This window comes from Rhizobium sp. RU33A (assembly GCF_900156055.1).
Classification (GTDB): domain Bacteria; phylum Pseudomonadota; class Alphaproteobacteria; order Rhizobiales; family Rhizobiaceae; genus Allorhizobium.
Map to the genome: position 1 here is coordinate 696,315 of NZ_FTMQ01000003.1, position 15,990 is coordinate 712,304.

Genomic DNA, 15,990 nt, shown 5'->3' on the forward strand with positions numbered 1-15,990 from the left:
GGGCCGCTTGTCGCAATCTGGCCCCTGGATTTTCCGGGGATCTGCATGATTGCGACAATTCTGGGCAGCAACACGCATGACCATGCCGACGTCATGGAGCAGGTCTGGGCGTTTCGCCATCGTCAGTTCGTCGACCGATTGGGATGGGAGGCCTGCCGTCGTGCCGACGAGCGGGAGATCGACCAGTTCGACGGTGACGAGGCCATCCATCTACCGCTCATCGTCGGCGGTGATGTGGTGGGATATAGCCGCCTCCTGCCGACCCTGAAGCCGCATCTCCTGTCGGATGTCTATCCGCATCTGATGGACGGTGCCGACTGGCCGCGTGGGCCTCGCGTCTATGAATGGACCCGGTGCATTGCCGAAGTGTCTGAGAGGTCAATCGCCGGCGTCCCGATCTCCAACATCCTGATGACCGGGGTCATGGAGTATTGCCTCGTTGCGGGCATCGGCACGCTGGTCGTCGAGACGCATCCCAAGCTCGTCAACCTGCTTCTGACGACCGGTTGGGAGGTGATGCCGCTTGCGGCTCCGAGCATGCTCGACGGATCGCTCATCGTTCCGATCACAGCCAAACCCTCCATGGCAGGGCTGCTGCGGCATCACGAACTCTATGGGATTACCGGCAGCGTCCTCGATCTCGAGCGCGCACCGGGCAATCCCTTCGCCGCAGCGGCCCTTCAACGTCTGGCCTTCGCCGAAGAACTTCACGGACATATAGAATATGCAAGAATTGCAGGAGAATGACATGCCGGATGGCCAACTTCCATCCTCTGAAATCTACGTTCGCTCGATCGTCGAGGAGCAGGTTCGTAGCCTTCGGGAGATCATCAAGGGCGTTTCGCAGAAAGCCCCGCTGAGCGATGACGCGCTCTTCCTCGATCACCTCCTGGAGATGGTGTCGCTTGCTGCCGCCGACGGTCTCGATCGCCGCCGCGCCGGTGGAGGCCGCAAGCGCAGTGCCTCAGAAACCGACAGCGGACTGACGGACATCCGGCTCGATGTCGCAAAGATGGAGTTCGTCTCGCAACGCCTCGATCGCGCCCAATAAGTAATTGCGAAGCTTCACCGGGTCCGTTGACCCGGTGTCAAGCTGTTCGAGCGCCTCGGTGATCTGAAACAGACAGTCCTCGACATAATCATTCGTATGGACGGATGTGAGCGCTTGGTCGAGACGCTGTTCGACCAGACTGCGAAAACCGAGGACGTCCTCGACCTTGGCGCAAAGGATCTGGGTCTTCAGGTAGTTCAGTGCGTCGTTATACATGCCATCCTCGATGCAACCGTATGCAACTCCCGACTGTGTCTGGATGTGCTGTTCTTTGCAATCGGAGAATTCAGTCGGTCGGGCGCTTTTGCCTGGAGGAGTGGCCGTTTGCCTAAAATAGTCAGTGCTATCCGAGCCTTGAGGTCGCCGGCTGTGACGATGCACGTCATCACGTCACCGTTTTTCGACAGTGGACGCGCTTTGATGGCGTCTCGAAGAATCAGTCACGCTTGATGCTGAGCAGCACGTCCCAGATGTCTGCGCCTGTCTCCCAGGCCGCGGCATTCGCACTGAATCCGATCTCGGCTTCGACGAGTGAGAGCATTTCCGAAGCAAGGTCAACATTGGACGTGTCATCGAGGACCGTTCCATCGGACGGGGCAACCGTGGCGGACACGCCGCCCTGGGCGCGACTGACAAAGCTGGTTTCGAGACGATGATAGCCGGGTGTCATGGCATTCGCGACGTTGTTGGCGGTCGCAGCAAGGCGCGTTTGCTGCGCCTGCATGCCCGAAAGCGAGATGCCCATGATCGCTGAGATGCTCATCGTCTTTCCTGCCGTCGCGATGGTCGTCACTGCAGGATAGGGGGCAGGGGTTAGAATTTCCCCAACGTTCACGGTTTTCAGATGATGACGGCTGCGGGAGGAATTGCGTGATAATGGGACGGGGACAGTTGATCAGCGTCTTACACCAAAAGAACCCGGCCTGAGCCGGGTTCCGGTGGCTTGACCAGTCATGGGTCACTCGATGATCTGGATGATCTCGCGTGTCTGCGGATTGACGATCACGCGCCGCTCGTTGACGATCGTGTAGGAATAGTCCTCATATCCATCAACGGGATAGAGCTCGACCGGATCCTCGATGACACGACCGATTAGCACGTCGCCTTCATAAGGCACCGAGCGCACTTCGCGCTGCAAGACATAAGTTTCGACCGGAGCCGGCACGATGATAGTCGATTGCGAGGTGACCGGCGGGGCCTGCTGGATGATGACAGTTTCCTGCGCATGGGCCGACGCCGAGAGCGTCATGAGTGCCGCTGCACCAGCGAGGATGATTGTGTTGCGCATGTCTGTTCTCCTGTGTTGAACAGCGGGAAGAACGGGCAGGGCCGCATTCCGTTCCATCACAGGGGATGTCTGCCTGTCACCACAAATGAAGAACGCCGCCTCAAGGGCGGAGTTCTCATGACGACTTTCGGGCTGTTACTCGGCCGCCTCGGCGTAGGCTTCCATCGGCGGGCAGGTGCACACCAGGTTGCGGTCGCCGTAGACATTGTCGACGCGGTTGACCGAGGACCAGTACTTGTCGACCCGGAAGGCGCCCGGCGGGTAGCAGGCCTGTTCGCGGCTATAGGGGCGGGTCCACTCACCGACCAAATCTTCCACCGTGTGCGGGGCGTTCTTCAGCGGATTGTTGGACTTGTCCATCCGGCCTTCTTCGATGTCGCGGGCTTCCTCGCGGATCGCCAGCATGGCGTCGCAGAAACGATCGATCTCGGCCTTGGTCTCCGATTCCGTCGGCTCGATCATCAGCGTGCCCGCAACCGGCCAGCTCATGGTCGGCGCATGGAAGCCGCAGTCGATCAGGCGCTTGGCCACATCATCGACGGTGACGCCGGCAGAAGCCTGCAGCGGACGAGTGTCGATGATGCATTCATGCGCCACGCGACCTGAAGCCGAGGTATAGAGCACGTCATAGGCCCCCTTGAGGCGCGCCGCGATGTAGTTGGCGTTGAGGATCGCGACCTTCGTCGCCTGGGTCAGACCCTCGCCACCCATCATCAGGCAGTAGGACCAGCTGATCGGCAGGATCGACGGCGAGCCATAGGGGCCGGCCGAAACCGCGCCCGGACGACCATCGGTCACGACATGGCCGGGCAGGAAAGGTGCGAGATGCGCCTTGACGCCGATCGGCCCCATGCCCGGACCACCGCCGCCATGCGGGATGCAGAAGGTCTTGTGCAGGTTGAGGTGGGAGACGTCGGAGCCGATGTCGCCGGGACGGGATACGCCGACCATGGCGTTCATGTTGGCACCGTCAAGATAGACCTGACCGCCGAACTGGTGGGTGATCTCGCAGATCTCGCGCACCGTTTCCTCGAACACGCCATGTGTCGAAGGATAGGTGATCATGCAGCAGGAGAGGTTATCTGCATGTTCTTCCGCCTTGGCGCGGAAGTCGTCGAGGTCGACGTCGCCGTTTTCCTTCGACCTGACCGGCACGACCGTCATGCCGACCATCTGGGCGGATGCCGGGTTGGTGCCATGCGCAGACGTCGGGATCAGGCACACGGTGCGATGCTTATCACCACGAGCGAGGTGATAGGCGCGGATCGTCAGAAGTCCCGCATATTCCCCTTGAGCCCCCGAATTCGGCTGCATCGAGATCGCGTCATAACCGGTGACCGCGCAGAGCTTTTCCGAGAGGTCATCGATCATCTCCTTGTAACCCAGCGCCTGATCGGCCGGAACGAAGGGATGGATGTCGGAAAATTCCGGCCAGGTGATCGGCAGCATTTCCGCTGTGGCGTTCAGCTTCATTGTGCATGATCCGAGCGGGATCATCGCCCGGTCGAGCGCGAGGTCGCGGTCCGAGAGCCGGCGGATGTAGCGGGTCATCTCGCTTTCCGCGCGGTTCATGTGGAAGATCGGATGCGTCAGATACGCGCTGGTCCGCAGCAGATCCGTCGGCAGGCGGTAGTCTGCCGAGAAGTCCTCGACCTTGAAGCTGCCGCCGAAGGCGCGCCAGACAGCTTCAAGAACGGCTGGGCGTGTGCGCTCGTCGAGCGCGAGGCCGACCTTGGTCTCGCCGACCTTGCGCAGGTTCACCCCTTCCGCGACAGCCGCGCGCATGACGAGGCCCTGCATGTGGCCGACTTCGACGGTGATCGTATCGAAGAAGCTCTCCGGCTCGATCGTATAGCCGAGCTTTTCGAGACCCTTCGCCAGGATGACCGTCTTCTGGTGAACCTGCTGGGCGATTGCCTTCAGGCCCTGAGGCCCGTGGAAGACGGCATACATCGAGGCCATGACGGCGAGCAGAACCTGCGCGGTACAGATGTTCGACGTCGCCTTCTCGCGGCGGATATGCTGTTCGCGGGTCTGCAGCGACAGACGATAGGCACGGTTGCCGCGGGCATCGACGGAGACGCCGACCAGACGGCCAGGCATGGAGCGCTTGATCGCATCCTTGACAGCCATATAGGCCGCATGCGGCCCGCCGTAACCCATGGGAACGCCGAAGCGCTGGGTCGAACCGATGGCGATATCGGCGCCCATTTCGCCTGGCGACTTCAAGAGCAGCAGCGCCATGATGTCTGCGGCGACGGCGGCGAGCGCGCCGGTCTGGTGCAGACGGGCAATCAGGCCGGAGAAGTCACGGACATGTCCGTGCGTGCCCGGATACTGGAAGATCGCGCCGAAGACTTCGGTCGGGTCGAGATCAGTGAAGGGATCGCCGACCGTGACGGTCCAGCCGAGCGGCTCGGCACGGGTCTGGATGACGGCGATGGTCTGCGGATGGCAGTCCTTGTCGACGAAAAAGCCGGTGGCCTTGGTCTTGGCGCTGCGCTGGCAGAGCGCCATGGCTTCTGCAGCAGCCGTTGCCTCGTCGAGCAGCGACGCATTCGCGACGTCGAGACCGGTGAGATCCGTCACCATGGTCTGGAAGTTGAGGAGTGCTTCCAAGCGGCCCTGGCTGATTTCAGGCTGGTAGGGCGTATAGGCCGTATACCAGGCCGGGTTTTCCAGGATGTTGCGCTGGATCACCGGCGGCGTGATCGTGCCATAATAGCCCTGGCCGAGAAGCGAGGTCAGGACCTTGTTCTTGTTCGCCGTCTCGCGCAGCTTGTCGAGCGCCTCGCGCTCGGTCATCGCCGCACCCCAGGTGAGCGGCACCTTCTGGCGGATCGAACCGGGGACGGTCGCGTCGATCATCTCGTCGAGCGAGTGATAGCCGATCACCTTCAGCATCTCGGTCATTTCGGCCGGTGAAGGACCGATATGGCGCCGATTGGCGAAGTCGTAAGGATCGTAATCCGTGAACTGGAATTCGGTCGTCATCAGGCGATCAACTCCTTGTATGCGGCTTCGTCGAGCAGGGCGTCGGCGTCGGATGGGTTGGCGAGCTTCAGCTTGAAGAACCAGGCGGCACCTTCCGGATCAGAATTGACCAGCGACGGATCGTCGACGATCGCCTGATTGATCTCGACCACTTCGCCATCGAGCGGGCAGTAGACGTCGGAGGCTGCCTTGACGCTCTCGACGGTCGCGGCGGTGCCATCCTTCTTGAAGCTTGCCCCTTCGTCCGGCAGTTCGACGAAGACGAGATCGCCGAGCTGGCCGGCGGCATGCGTGGTGATACCGACGGTGGCAACGCCGTCTTCAATCTTCAGCCATTCGTGTTCAGCGGTGAATTTCAACATGGGTTCTCTCCGGAGATTTTTTCAGCGTCTATAGGTGGGGGTGACGAAAGGAAGTGCGGTGACGGTGAGGGGCATCAGCTTGCCACGGACCTCCGCAAAAACCTGGGTGCCAGGGGCGGCCATTGTGGTCGGCACGTAGCCCATGGCGATCGGGCCTTCCGCGCTGGGGCCGAAGCCACCCGACGAGACATGGCCAATCTCGGTCTTGCCCTCAGAATCTGCGAAGAGCTTGGCCGGCGGACGCACCGGCGCTTTGCCCTCTGGCTTTAACCCGACGCGGCGGCGCGAAACGCCTTTGTCGAGTTCAGTGAGAATCCGTTCTGCGCCGGGGAAGCCGCCCTGGCGGGCGCCACCGTTCCGGCGGACCTTCTGGATGCCCCATTCGATCGAGGCTTCGACCGGCGAGGTGGTGGTGTCGATGTCGTTGCCGTAGAGGCAGAGGCCTGCTTCAAGCCGCAGCGAATCGCGGGCGCCGAGGCCAATGGGCTGACAGTCCGGCTGGTCGAGCAGCGCCATGGCGAGATCGGTGGCGCGGTTCGCGGGCACCGAGATCTCGAATCCGTCTTCGCCCGAATAGCCGGTACGAGAGACCAGGGCAGGGATGTCGCCCAGAGACAGTTCACGCACATCCATGAACTTCATGGCTGCGACATCGGAATTGAGTGCAGCCAGGACGGATTCGGCCTTTGGCCCCTGCAGGGCGAGCAACGCACGGTCGTCATGCACGAGAACCTGAACGCCGTCAGGAAGATTTGCCCGCATGTGAGCAATGTCGGCATCTTTGCAGCCGGCATTGACCACGACCAGCAGGCGCTGGCCGAGGCGGCTGATCATCAGATCATCGAGGATGCCGCCGTTCTCGTCCGTGAAGAAGCCATAGCGCTGGCGCCCGTCCTTCAATCCGAGGATGTCGACGGGAACGAGGGTTTCGAGCGCCTTTGCAGCATCGTCATAAGCGCCAGAGGCTGCGACCAGTTCAACCTGGCCCATGTGGGAAACGTCGAACAGGCCAGCGGCAGCGCGGGTGTGCAGATGCTCCTTCAGCACGCCGGCGAGATACTGCACCGGCATGTCGTAACCGGCAAAGGGCACCATCTTGGCGCCAAGCGACACATGGAAATCATAAAGGGGGGTGCGTTTGAGTTGGGTCTGATCGTCCAAGACGTCGCCTCCGGGTTCGCGCTCGCGCGCTTGCTCACATCAGGGCACGGTTGTGCCGGTTCATGAGCCCCCTCTGTCCTTGTGCCTGAGATTGTTATCCCTTCGGCGCGGCCCGCTTTGGAAACGGGCCTCTCTCCAGAGTGCAGTCGACGCCTTGTGGTCCTTTTGCCTGAGAGTTTCCGGGGCGGTTGCTCCTTCGGCTCCGGATCAAACCGGTATCTCCCAACAAGGTCATCAAGGCATTATCTGGCAGTGTGGCGGCTTGGCAAGAGGCTGCGTCGCTCCCGAACAAATAATTGTCGCTGCGGCCTCGTATTTGCGGGGGCGCAAACATCTTGGTGTTTGCTCCGCAGGCGCGGCATCTCGCCACTTGGCTTGTCCCCGGCATCGCGATAAAGGATTTGGCGAAACGGGGGCAACGATGAAACCGAAGGTCAGGCCAGCGACGATCCTATTGCGCATCTTCTGCGCGATGGTCTTCCTGTCTGTCGGTTTTGGCCACCGGGCACCCGCCGCGCTTGCCAACGACATTCAGTCGGTCGCCTACGTGCTGCCCGACGGCTCTTTTGCCGATCTCTGCATCGCCGATATTGGCCAGAAGCATGCGCGCCCTGCCGTGGATTGCGAGGCTTGCCGTCTCGCCGGCGCCATTCTGCTGCCGGAGCCTTCCGACCAGTCCTGGCTGCTCAGCCGGTTCACAAGTCTGGGCGAGATTGCACCTGTTGCAACAACCGTCCGCTGCGGCCATCTCCTCGATCGTCCGCGCCTTCGTGGGCCGCCGCTCTCCGTCTGATTGCCATCATTCAATCGACGAAAACTGACGACTGCCGACGGCCAAGAAGGACCGCGGCAAGGAGAGACACCCATGAAGACCAATCTCATTCTCGCAACCGCGATTGCCACACTCGCATCGACCACATCCGTGTTCGCGCATGCGACCTTCGCCAACCAGCCTGCCAAGGTCGGCTCCTATGTCGCCGCCACGCTGCAGGTGCCGCATGGCTGCGAGGGCAAGGCGACCAACGAGGTCCAGATCAAGTTGCCGGAAGGCTTCATCTCCGCCAAGCCGATGCCGAAGGCCGGTTGGGACGTCGAGGTCATCACCGGCGACTACCAGAACAGCTACGACAACCACGGCAAGGCAGTGACATCAGGCCCGGTCGAAATCCGCTTCAAGAACGGTGACCTGCCGGACAATTTCTACGACACTTTTGTCGTCTACGGTAAGGTCGCTGCCGGCGATCCGGCGACGGGACTTGCCTTCCCGACGGTTCAGCTTTGCGGCGCTGACGCCAAGGTCGCCTGGGATCAGATCGCGGCCCCCGGCCAGGATCCGCACGACCTCGACGGTCCGGCACCGGTTCTCAAGCTCGCGGCCGCTGAAGGCGACGCACATGGTCATGCGGCACACGGTGCACACGGCGCGCATGCCGGTCACGGCGCTCCCGCCGAGCAGGCTGCAGCGGATGGCCACGGCGCGCATGGCGCCCATGGTGACCATTCCGGTCACGGCGATCACATGGCGGCAACCGATCCCGGTGGTTTTCAGGCCGTGACGGCCGGTGACCTCGAACTGACCGCCGGTTTCACAAGGGCGATGCTGCCAGGCCAGCCGGTCGGCGGCGGTTTCATCACCATCGTCAACAAGGGCGGTGAGGACGACAAGCTCGTTTCCGCCACCTCAGCCCAGGCCGGCGAGGTCCAGCTGCACGAGATGGCGATGGAAGGCGAGGTGATGAAGATGCGTCAGCTGACCGACGGCATCGCCATCCCGGCCGGTGAGACCGTCGAGCTGAAGCCGGGCGGCCTGCATCTGATGTTCTACAAGGTGGCCGAGCCCTTCCAGGAAGGCGCGACCGTCAACGTCACGCTGACCTTCGAGAAGGCCGGTGCTGTGGATGTGGCGCTGCCAGTCGGTCCGGCCCGGGGCAAGTGACCCTGATCGCTATGCCCTGAAAATACGAAACCGCGAGCGTCACCGGTCGCGGTTTTTCTTTGCCCGGATGGGGTCCTGGGAGATCAGGCGACCGAGCTCTTGTAGGCCTCGATCGTTTCCTTCAGCGTCGCCTGCTCGAATTGTTGCTGCGAAGAGGTGAGGAAGTAGAGGGCGAGCGCCGGAGGCTGCACGACGTTGACGAGCGCCCTGAGCCGCAGATCTTCGCTCTGTGCTGCCTGCTGTGCCAGCACACGCGTATGCTCTTCCACGTAGGACGCACGGGAGACGCGTTGCGGCGGCTTCACCGGTTCCATCGCGTAGGCCGCGGTATGCGCAGAGACTGTGACAACCTGTGTCATGGGCGTTTCCCAGATAATACATAACGACATTAGCATAAACTACGGTTATCTATGCATCTTTAAGTCGAATGAGCGGTTTTGAATAAAAATGTATTGGTTGCGTAGGCGTCCTCGGATGTGCCGCTTTGCGCCAGATCAAAGCGCCGTCCATGTCCTTGCAGCACTCTGAGTTCGTCATCAGCAGAGGACCAGAGCCATGATTATTCTTGTCGGCTACGCGACGGTTGAGGGGCAGACACGCAAGATCGCGGAAGCGGTCGCGTCGGCGGTCGAGGCCGCAGGCGACCGGGCACTTCTGTTCGACATATCCTCGGGTGGCGAATATGCGGTTGCCCATCCCGAGGCAGCCATCCTTTGTGCGCCGGTTCACGCGGCCCGCTATCCGGCTGCCTTCGCCCGGTTCGTTCGGCAGGAAGCCGCTTGGCTGAATGCTGTGCCCTCGGCCTTCGTGTCCGTATCCCTGCTGATCCGTTCCGAATTCGAGGAGGAGCGGGAGGAAGCGACGCATTTCCCCGACCACCTGTTCGAGGAGAGCGGTTGGAAGCCCGGCATGCTCCATCACGCGGCCGGAGCGCTGAGATACACCGAATATGACTTCTTCAAGCGCTGGATCATCCGGCGCATGGCAGAGCACGAGAATGCTCCAACGGATGTGAGCCGGGACCACGAATTCACCGACTGGAAGGCGCTGTCGGCCTTCGTGGCGGAATTTCTGGCATCGGCCAAGGCTTGACGCGGCGGCCCGAACCGGCTTGAACGGCGCGCGCAAGAGCCGTTCAAGCCGGAGGCATTCATGTTCCACATCCTGCTCGTCGCGATCGGCGGTGCAACCGGATCGGTAGCCCGCTATCTCACCGGGATTGCCATGACCCGCTGGCTGGGGATGGGCTTCCCCTGGGGTACGATCACCGTCAACATCATCGGCTCGTTCATGATCGGTCTGTTGACCGAACTGCTGGCCCGTAGGTTCTCCGCACCTATGGAGATGCAGTTGCTTCTGGTGGTCGGCTTCCTGGGAGGGTTCACCACATTCTCCTCGTTTTCGCTCGACACGATGGCGCTCTTCGAACGTGGCGAAAGTCATCTGGCCCTGGCCTATGTCGGAGCAAGCCTTGTCCTGTCTCTATCGGCCGCTTTCGGTGGTCTCGCCCTAGGCCGTAGCCTGTTCTGACGCCCGAGCCTGCATTTCCGCTTTCCCTTTCCGCCCGAAATCTACTAAAGGCACGGGATAAGTGGGTGGAGAACCCGAGCGAGAAAGTATCCTGATGGCAGGCATCGAACATATCACCGTGGAAGCCGACGAGGCTGGCATGCGTCTCGACCGCTGGTTCAAGATCCATTATCCGGGTCTGGGCTTCGGCGCGCTGCAGAAGCTTCTGCGCTCCGGCCAGGTCCGTGTCGACGGCGGTCGCGTCAAGACCGACGCCCGCGTTCAGCCCGGTCAGGTGGTCCGTGTGCCGCCGATGGATGTCGACGCCAAGAAGACCGGTCCGATCGCAAGTCATGACCTGAAGCATGGCGACGACCACGAGCTGCTGTCGCGCATGCTGTTGCATGAAGACGAGAAGGTCTTCGTGCTCAACAAGCCCGCCGGCCTTGCCGTGCAGGGCGGTTCTGGTCTCAATCGCCATATCGACAAGATGCTCGAAGCCTGGACGAGCAGGAAGGGCGAAAAGCCGCGCCTCGTCCACCGCCTGGACCGCGACACCTCCGGCGTGCTTGTCGTGGCGCGTACCCGCGGTGCCGCCCAGAAGCTGACGGCCGCGTTTCGCGAGCGCGACACCAAGAAGATCTACTGGTCGCTGGTGAAGGGCGTCCCGCGCAAGCATGAGGACAAGATCTCGACCTGGCTCACCAAGGACCAGACCGACGAAGGCGACCGTATGCGGGTCTGCAGGCACGGCGAGGACGGCGCGGATCACGCCATCAGCTATTACCGCGTGATCGACACCGCAGCACAGAACCTCGCCTGGCTGGAGATGGAACCCTACACGGGCCGCACCCATCAGCTGCGTGTCCACGCGCTGCATATCGGCCATCCGATCATCGGCGACCCCAAATACTTCGTCGACGACCACAACTGGGACTTCCCCGGCGGCGTCCAGAAGCGGCTGCATCTGCATGCGCGCTCCATCGACCTGCCGCATCCGAATGGTGGTCGCCTGAAGGTCACCGCACCGCTGCCGCCGCATATGGTCCAGACCTGGAACTTGCTCGGCCTCGATCAGCGCGATGGTGACAGGGACGGCGAATGAAGCTTGTTCTCTTCGATTGCGACGGGACGCTGGTCGACAGCGCCGGCCTGATCCATGAGGTAATGCGCCACACCTTCATCGCCTTCGGCAAGCCGGAGCCCGCTATCGAGACGACCAAGTCGATCATTGGCCTAACGCTCGACATCGCGATCGCCCGGATGGACGGCAAACCGCATGCCGATGACGAGGCGGTCGCCATGGCTTCCCACTACAAAGCGATTTTCGCGGATATCCGCCGCGACTCCGGCTTCGGTGAAACCATGTTCGACGGGATCCGCGAAGTTCTGGACGCGCTCATTGCCCGCGAGGACGTCTGGCTCGGCGCCGTCACCGGCAAGTCGCGCCGTGGGCTCGAAACCATCCTTGAAGGCCATGGGCTGAAGCCCCATTTCCTCGTCTGCCGGACAGCCGACGACTGCCCGTCAAAGCCGCATCCGGCCATGGTGACGGAATGCTGTGACGAGGCGGGCATTGCGCCGCGCGAGACCATCGTCATCGGCGATGCGATCTACGACATGCAGATGGCCAAGGCCGCTGGTGCAACTGCGATCGGTGTCGCCTGGGGGTATGCCAAGGCCCACGATCTCTGGAAGGCTGGTGCCGATGCCGTGGTCGAGCGTCCGGCCGACCTTCTGGCCTATATCCACTGGGAGCTCTTGATGCGCGACGAACTCAGCCAGGACATTTTCGGGACCTTCATTCCGGAGCCGAGCCATGAGGATCCGGTGCGCCGGGCGCAGATCCAGATGAAGCGGCCGCTGCCGAAGCGCTTCTACGAGAGCGTCGGCATGGAGGAGCGTGAGGAAGGCTTCTCGATCACACTCGACGGCAAGTCTGTGAAGACGCCAGCCAAGAACCTGCTGACGCTGCCGAACCGTGAGGCCGCAGAACTCGTGGTCGCCGAATGGGCCGGGCAGGGCGAGTTCATCAACCCCGCGACAATGCCCATCACCAAGCTTGCAAATACCGCGATCGATGCCGTTTCGAACAGTCTGGACGACGTGTTCGACGAGATCGTCCGTTTCGCCGGGACCGATTTGCTCTGCTACCGCGCCGACGGACCGAAGGAACTGATCGACCGGCAGTCGGCCCGCTGGGACCCTTTGCTTGCTTGGGTGTCGACTGCGCACGGCGCGCGCTTCATCCTGGTCGAAGGCGTGATGCATCAGGAACAGCCACAGGAGGCGATCGGCGCCTACGCTCGGGCGCTGGAGCGCTACCGCGATCCCTTCCAGATCTCCTGCCTCAATGTGGTGACGACGCTGACGGGCTCGGCAGTGCTGACCCTTGCCTTTGCCGAAGGTGCCTTCGATCTCGATGAGGTCTGGTCACTCGCCCATCTCGATGAGGACTGGACGATCGAGCATTGGGGCTCGGATGCCGAGGCCGAATCGCGTCGTGAGGCCCGTTACAGCGAGTTCGCATCGGCAGCGTCACTCTTCGCGGCCCTTCAGGCGGCAAGTTAACTCTACACTAACCATAAATGGCGAATTCTCGGGCAGGTTCAGAATCACCTGTCCGGGGTCGTCATGTTCGCTCGCAGCCTTCGAATTGCCGTCGCCATGGGCTTCGCCCTGCTGCTCGCTTCCTGCTCCGTCTTCTTCGGGCGCAGCATCGACCGTCCATTGGTCTACTACGTCCGCAACGTGACGGTCATGGCCGATGCACGCATCCCGCTCGACCTTATCGAAAGCGTCGATCGCCGCGTCTCGGCCGCGATTGCGGCGACGCGGCCGCCCGCGGGTGCCGAGCGTGTCGTGCTTCTGGTCAAAATCGATCGCCTCGGTTTCGGCGAAGGTGCCCGTCGCCGTCTTGCTCAGGCTGACTTCACCGTGACTGCTGTTTCAGTCGAAACCGGCGAGCCGGTCGCCAAGGGCAGCTTCCGGGTGAACGGCCCGACCGACGACCCGCGCTGGGCGCGTCAGGCGCTTGCCGAAGAGGTCGCGGCCCGTATCCGTTTTGCCTTCTCGCTGACCACGCCGCGTGTCCGCAAGACCCTGCCACAGCGAACCATATCAACGCGACTTGCTTCGGAGCCACCCCCGGTGATCGTGCCGAATGCACGGGCGGAAACGCCGCGCGCCGCCCCGGTGGTGCAGCAGGCGGCGCCGCAAAACTCGTCCGTCGGGACCATGCCGGAGACGGCTGTTCCTCCGCCACCGCGCGAAATGGCAGCGCCGCCAGTCGCCGACGTGCAGACACCCCGGCCCGCAGCCCCGGCACAGCCTGCGCGTCGCGCTGCCGACATCGGCCACGGCACGCCGGTCGAGCAGGGAGCCGTCGGCACCATTCGCCTGCGGCCGGATTGCGATCCAACCGTCACGCCGGACTGCTCCGCGAGCCCTTGATCCGTGCCCCAGGCGCAATGACGCAGCTCTCCGCCGCAGCTGTGATTGACTTGGCTTCGACCTCGGCCTAATTCTCGTCGTGGATGGTTTCCGAACGGCAGAGATGTTGTCCGGAGAGCAAAAGGGAATGCGAAGGCGTGGACCCCATCCGGGCACGCCGAACGCAGCCGACCCCGCGACTGTATTGCAGCGAGGGTTCTCCATTCGCCTTGTCGTTGAACGAGTGACGGGTCGCAGGGTGCGACCGGCTCGCCAGAACGGCAGGACGGAAAAGCCACTGGGGTGGCAACACGATCAGCCGGGGCAGGACGCCTCTTTCTCTACGAATCGTCCGCTCTTTCGTGTTGCCGTGAACCCTGGGAAGGCGAGGAGAACCCGACGGTCCTTTAAAGACCACGACCTGCGAGCCAGGAGACCTGCCATCCACGGGCATGGTGCCCACACTGGGGAGGTCTCCCCGTTGCCAGCACGGAGGTTGTCGTGGCGACGTCTTGCATCCGCGGGCCCTTTGCGCCCCGCCGGTGCCGGTCCGTATTTGCGGGCCTGGCACCGATTGATTATTCGTACATGCTGAATGCATGCGCCACAGACCGCCTGTGCGCGGTCGAAGGTCATGGCGCGCCATGACAGCATTCCATTCCCGATCCATCCTGGTTCTCGGTGGCGCCCGCTCGGGCAAGTCGCGCTTTGCCGAGGGGTTGGCGCGCAATTCGGCGCTTGAGAAGTTCTACCTAGCCACGGGACGCGCCTGGGACGACGAGATGCGTGCCCGCATCGAGACCCACAAGGCCGACCGCGCCCATGACGGCTGGACAACGCATGAGGAGCCCGTCGATGTCGTCGGGGCACTGAAGGCGCTGGACAAGCCCGAGCGGGTGATCCTCGTCGACTGCCTGACGCTCTGGGTCACCAACCTTATGATGGAAGAAGGCCGTGACGTCGACGCAGACGGCGCGGAACTCGCCGCCAGTCTTGGGGAACTCCAGGCCACCGTCATCTTCGTTTCCAATGAAGTCGGCCTCGGCATCGTGCCCGAAAACAAAATGGCCCGCGCCTTCCGCGACCATGCCGGCCGTCTCCACCAAGCCATCGCCGCCGAGGCGGCTGAAGTCTATTTTATCGCGGCAGGTTTGCCGTTGAAAATGAAGGGTTGAACCATGTTGCAGCAAAAGATCCCAGCCACCGTCATCACCGGCTTTCTGGGGGCCGGCAAGACCACGATCATCCGTAACATGCTGATGAATGCTGGCGGCAAGAAGATCGCGCTGATCATCAATGAATTCGGCGATCTCGGCGTCGATGGCGATGTGCTGAAGGGCTGCGGCGCCGAAAATTGCACCGAAGACGACATCATCGAACTCACCAATGGCTGCATCTGCTGCACGGTCGCCGACGATTTCGTGCCGACCATGCTGAAGCTGCTCGAGCGTGACGTGAAGCCCGACCACATCGTCATCGAGACTTCGGGTCTGGCCCTGCCGCAGCCGCTGGTCGCCGCCTTCAACTGGCCCGATATCCGCACCCGCGTCACCGTTGATGGTGTCGTGACTGTGGTCGATAGCGTGGCCGTCGCCGCTGGCCGTTTTGCCGACGACCATGATGCGGTCGCCGCCCAGCGCGCCGAGGATGACAATCTCGACCACGAAAGCCCGATCGAGGAACTCTTCGAGGACCAGCTAACCTGCGCTGACCTCATCGTCCTCAACAAGACAGATCTGCTCGATGCTGCGGGGATTGCCGCCGTTCGCGCTGAGGTGAACAGCCGCACCAGCCGCAAGCCTTCGATGATCGAGGCGAAGAACGGCGAAGTTCCCTCACTCGTCCTACTCGGCATCGGCGCCAGCACCGAAGACGACATCGAGAACCGCAAGTCGCATCACGAGATGGAGCACGAGGCGCTGCATGCCTCGGGCGAAGACCACGACCATCATCACGATCACGACGAGTTCGAGAGCTTCGTCGTGAAGCTCGGCGCGATCAAGGATCCCCAAGACTTCATCGACCGCCTGAAGCCGGTCATCGAGAAGCACGACATCCTGCGCCTGAAGGGCTTTATCGACGTGCCCGGCAAGCCGATGCGTCTCGTTATCCAGGCCGTCGGCACCCGCATCGACACCTATTTCGACCGCCCCTGGACATCAAGCGAGAAGCGCGAGACGCGCATTGTCGTCATCGGCCTGCATGAATGGGATTTCGGCGCCGTCGTCGAGGACGTCCAGGCAGCGGCCGGCTGATC

At 62.3% G+C, this 15,990-nt stretch carries 17 protein-coding genes, 1 pseudogene and 2 riboswitches; of the genes and pseudogenes, 12 read left to right on the plus strand and 6 right to left on the minus strand.

Translation table 11 applies throughout. The annotated features are described in order from the left end of the window. Positions 1-45 precede the first annotated feature (45 nt). Together BW978_RS14355 and BW978_RS14360 are read left to right on the plus strand one after the other, a co-directional pair. Positions 46-747: an acyl-homoserine-lactone synthase gene (locus BW978_RS14355; RefSeq protein WP_076396135.1), complete on the plus strand. Its 702-nt coding sequence runs from the start codon at positions 46-48 to the stop codon at positions 745-747. Between the two features lies 1 nt (position 748). Then, entirely contained in the window at positions 749-1,051 is a 303-nt protein-coding gene (locus BW978_RS14360) for a hypothetical protein (protein WP_076396137.1), read from the plus strand. Between the two features lie 436 nt (positions 1,052-1,487). Here BW978_RS14360 and BW978_RS14370 read toward each other — a convergent pair whose 3' ends face one another. From BW978_RS14370 to gcvT, 5 genes are all read right to left on the minus strand, one after another. Further along, the gene (locus BW978_RS14370) at positions 1,488-1,814 is read right to left on the minus strand and encodes a flagellar basal body protein (protein ID WP_076396141.1); all 327 of its coding nucleotides are present in this window, start codon (positions 1,812-1,814) and stop codon (positions 1,488-1,490) included. 195 nt (positions 1,815-2,009) lie between these two features. Continuing rightward, entirely contained in the window at positions 2,010-2,339 is a 330-nt protein-coding gene (locus tag BW978_RS14375; protein WP_076396143.1) for a DUF1236 domain-containing protein, read from the minus strand. Between the two features lie 135 nt (positions 2,340-2,474). Further along, positions 2,475-5,333 carry an aminomethyl-transferring glycine dehydrogenase gene (gcvP, locus tag BW978_RS14380; protein ID WP_076396145.1) on the minus strand — a complete coding sequence of 953 codons (2,859 nt, stop codon included), beginning with the start codon at positions 5,331-5,333 and terminating at the stop codon, positions 2,475-2,477. Then, positions 5,333-5,695: a glycine cleavage system protein GcvH gene (gene gcvH / locus BW978_RS14385; protein ID WP_076396147.1), complete on the minus strand. Its 363-nt coding sequence runs from the start codon at positions 5,693-5,695 to the stop codon at positions 5,333-5,335. The genes gcvP and gcvH overlap by 1 nt, the downstream gene beginning before the upstream one ends. 21 nt (positions 5,696-5,716) lie before the next feature. After that, positions 5,717-6,856: a glycine cleavage system aminomethyltransferase GcvT gene (gene gcvT / locus BW978_RS14390; protein WP_076396148.1), complete on the minus strand. Its 1,140-nt coding sequence runs from the start codon at positions 6,854-6,856 to the stop codon at positions 5,717-5,719. 147 nt (positions 6,857-7,003) lie between these two features. After that, a riboswitch (glycine riboswitch) is annotated at positions 7,004-7,091 on the minus strand. Between the two features lie 186 nt (positions 7,092-7,277). On the opposite strand from gcvT, the gene BW978_RS14395 reads away from it, so the two are divergent. Next, complete coding sequence (locus BW978_RS14395) at positions 7,278-7,649, plus strand: hypothetical protein (protein WP_076396150.1); 372 nt, start codon at positions 7,278-7,280, stop codon at positions 7,647-7,649. A gap of 72 nt (positions 7,650-7,721) precedes the next feature. After that, positions 7,722-8,792, plus strand: coding sequence for a copper chaperone PCu(A)C domain-containing protein (locus BW978_RS14400; RefSeq protein WP_076396152.1), 1,071 nt, complete (start codon positions 7,722-7,724; stop codon positions 8,790-8,792). Positions 8,793-8,875: 83 nt separating this feature from the next. Here BW978_RS14400 and BW978_RS14405 read toward each other — a convergent pair whose 3' ends face one another. Next, complete coding sequence (locus BW978_RS14405; protein WP_054150189.1) at positions 8,876-9,151, minus strand: hypothetical protein; 276 nt, start codon at positions 9,149-9,151, stop codon at positions 8,876-8,878. Positions 9,152-9,347: 196 nt separating this feature from the next. On the opposite strand from BW978_RS14405, the gene BW978_RS14410 reads away from it, so the two are divergent. The 8 genes and pseudogenes from BW978_RS14410 to cobW all read left to right on the plus strand — a co-directional run bounded on the left by BW978_RS14410 (position 9,348) and on the right by cobW (position 15,988). Further along, positions 9,348-9,884 carry a flavodoxin domain-containing protein gene (locus tag BW978_RS14410; protein ID WP_076396155.1) on the plus strand — a complete coding sequence of 179 codons (537 nt, stop codon included), beginning with the start codon at positions 9,348-9,350 and terminating at the stop codon, positions 9,882-9,884. A 60-nt stretch (positions 9,885-9,944) separates the two neighbouring features. Beyond that, positions 9,945-10,322 carry a fluoride efflux transporter CrcB gene (crcB, locus tag BW978_RS14415; RefSeq protein WP_076396157.1) on the plus strand — a complete coding sequence of 126 codons (378 nt, stop codon included), beginning with the start codon at positions 9,945-9,947 and terminating at the stop codon, positions 10,320-10,322. A 94-nt stretch (positions 10,323-10,416) separates the two neighbouring features. Then, complete coding sequence (locus BW978_RS14420) at positions 10,417-11,406, plus strand: RluA family pseudouridine synthase (protein ID WP_076396159.1); 990 nt, start codon at positions 10,417-10,419, stop codon at positions 11,404-11,406. Then, positions 11,403-12,047: pseudogene (locus tag BW978_RS14425) on the plus strand (HAD-IA family hydrolase); the annotation flags it as partial. The gene BW978_RS14420 and the pseudogene BW978_RS14425, both read left to right, overlap by 4 nt. Positions 12,048-12,065: 18 nt before the next feature. Next, positions 12,066-12,872, plus strand: a complete 807-nt coding sequence (locus BW978_RS14430) for an ATP12 family chaperone protein (protein WP_076396551.1) — start codon at positions 12,066-12,068, stop codon at positions 12,870-12,872. Between the two features lie 63 nt (positions 12,873-12,935). Further along, positions 12,936-13,754 (plus strand): hypothetical protein, encoded by an 819-nt coding sequence (locus tag BW978_RS14435; protein ID WP_076396161.1) that lies wholly within the window; start codon positions 12,936-12,938, stop codon positions 13,752-13,754. A gap of 67 nt (positions 13,755-13,821) precedes the next feature. Then, positions 13,822-14,193: riboswitch (cobalamin riboswitch) on the plus strand. A 184-nt stretch (positions 14,194-14,377) separates the two neighbouring features. Continuing rightward, complete coding sequence (cobU, locus tag BW978_RS14440) at positions 14,378-14,908, plus strand: bifunctional adenosylcobinamide kinase/adenosylcobinamide-phosphate guanylyltransferase (protein ID WP_076396163.1); 531 nt, start codon at positions 14,378-14,380, stop codon at positions 14,906-14,908. A gap of 3 nt (positions 14,909-14,911) precedes the next feature. Next, the gene (gene cobW / locus BW978_RS14445) at positions 14,912-15,988 is read left to right on the plus strand and encodes a cobalamin biosynthesis protein CobW (protein WP_076396165.1); all 1,077 of its coding nucleotides are present in this window, start codon (positions 14,912-14,914) and stop codon (positions 15,986-15,988) included. Positions 15,989-15,990: the final 2 nt, after the last annotated feature.

What these genes read in the sequence shown, in the direction of transcription:
- BW978_RS14355 (WP_076396135.1), top strand. Translation starts at nt 46, where the DNA reads ATGATTGCGACAATTCTGGGCAGCAACACGCATGACCATGCCGACGTC.
- BW978_RS14360 (WP_076396137.1), top strand. Translation starts at nt 749, where the DNA reads ATGCCGGATGGCCAACTTCCATCCTCTGAAATCTACGTTCGCTCGATC.
- BW978_RS14370 (WP_076396141.1), bottom strand. Translation starts at nt 1,814, where the DNA reads ATGAGCATCTCAGCGATCATGGGCATCTCGCTTTCGGGCATGCAGGCG.
- BW978_RS14375 (WP_076396143.1), bottom strand. Translation starts at nt 2,339, where the DNA reads ATGCGCAACACAATCATCCTCGCTGGTGCAGCGGCACTCATGACGCTC.
- gcvP (WP_076396145.1), bottom strand. Translation starts at nt 5,333, where the DNA reads ATGACGACCGAATTCCAGTTCACGGATTACGATCCTTACGACTTCGCC.
- gcvH (WP_076396147.1), bottom strand. Translation starts at nt 5,695, where the DNA reads ATGTTGAAATTCACCGCTGAACACGAATGGCTGAAGATTGAAGACGGC.
- BW978_RS14395 (WP_076396150.1), top strand. Translation starts at nt 7,278, where the DNA reads ATGAAACCGAAGGTCAGGCCAGCGACGATCCTATTGCGCATCTTCTGC.
- BW978_RS14400 (WP_076396152.1), top strand. Translation starts at nt 7,722, where the DNA reads ATGAAGACCAATCTCATTCTCGCAACCGCGATTGCCACACTCGCATCG.
- BW978_RS14405 (WP_054150189.1), bottom strand. Translation starts at nt 9,151, where the DNA reads ATGACACAGGTTGTCACAGTCTCTGCGCATACCGCGGCCTACGCGATG.
- BW978_RS14410 (WP_076396155.1), top strand. Translation starts at nt 9,348, where the DNA reads ATGATTATTCTTGTCGGCTACGCGACGGTTGAGGGGCAGACACGCAAG.
- crcB (WP_076396157.1), top strand. Translation starts at nt 9,945, where the DNA reads ATGTTCCACATCCTGCTCGTCGCGATCGGCGGTGCAACCGGATCGGTA.
- BW978_RS14420 (WP_076396159.1), top strand. Translation starts at nt 10,417, where the DNA reads ATGGCAGGCATCGAACATATCACCGTGGAAGCCGACGAGGCTGGCATG.
- BW978_RS14430 (WP_076396551.1), top strand. Translation starts at nt 12,066, where the DNA reads ATGCGCGACGAACTCAGCCAGGACATTTTCGGGACCTTCATTCCGGAG.
- BW978_RS14435 (WP_076396161.1), top strand. Translation starts at nt 12,936, where the DNA reads ATGTTCGCTCGCAGCCTTCGAATTGCCGTCGCCATGGGCTTCGCCCTG.
- cobU (WP_076396163.1), top strand. Translation starts at nt 14,378, where the DNA reads ATGACAGCATTCCATTCCCGATCCATCCTGGTTCTCGGTGGCGCCCGC.
- cobW (WP_076396165.1), top strand. Translation starts at nt 14,912, where the DNA reads ATGTTGCAGCAAAAGATCCCAGCCACCGTCATCACCGGCTTTCTGGGG.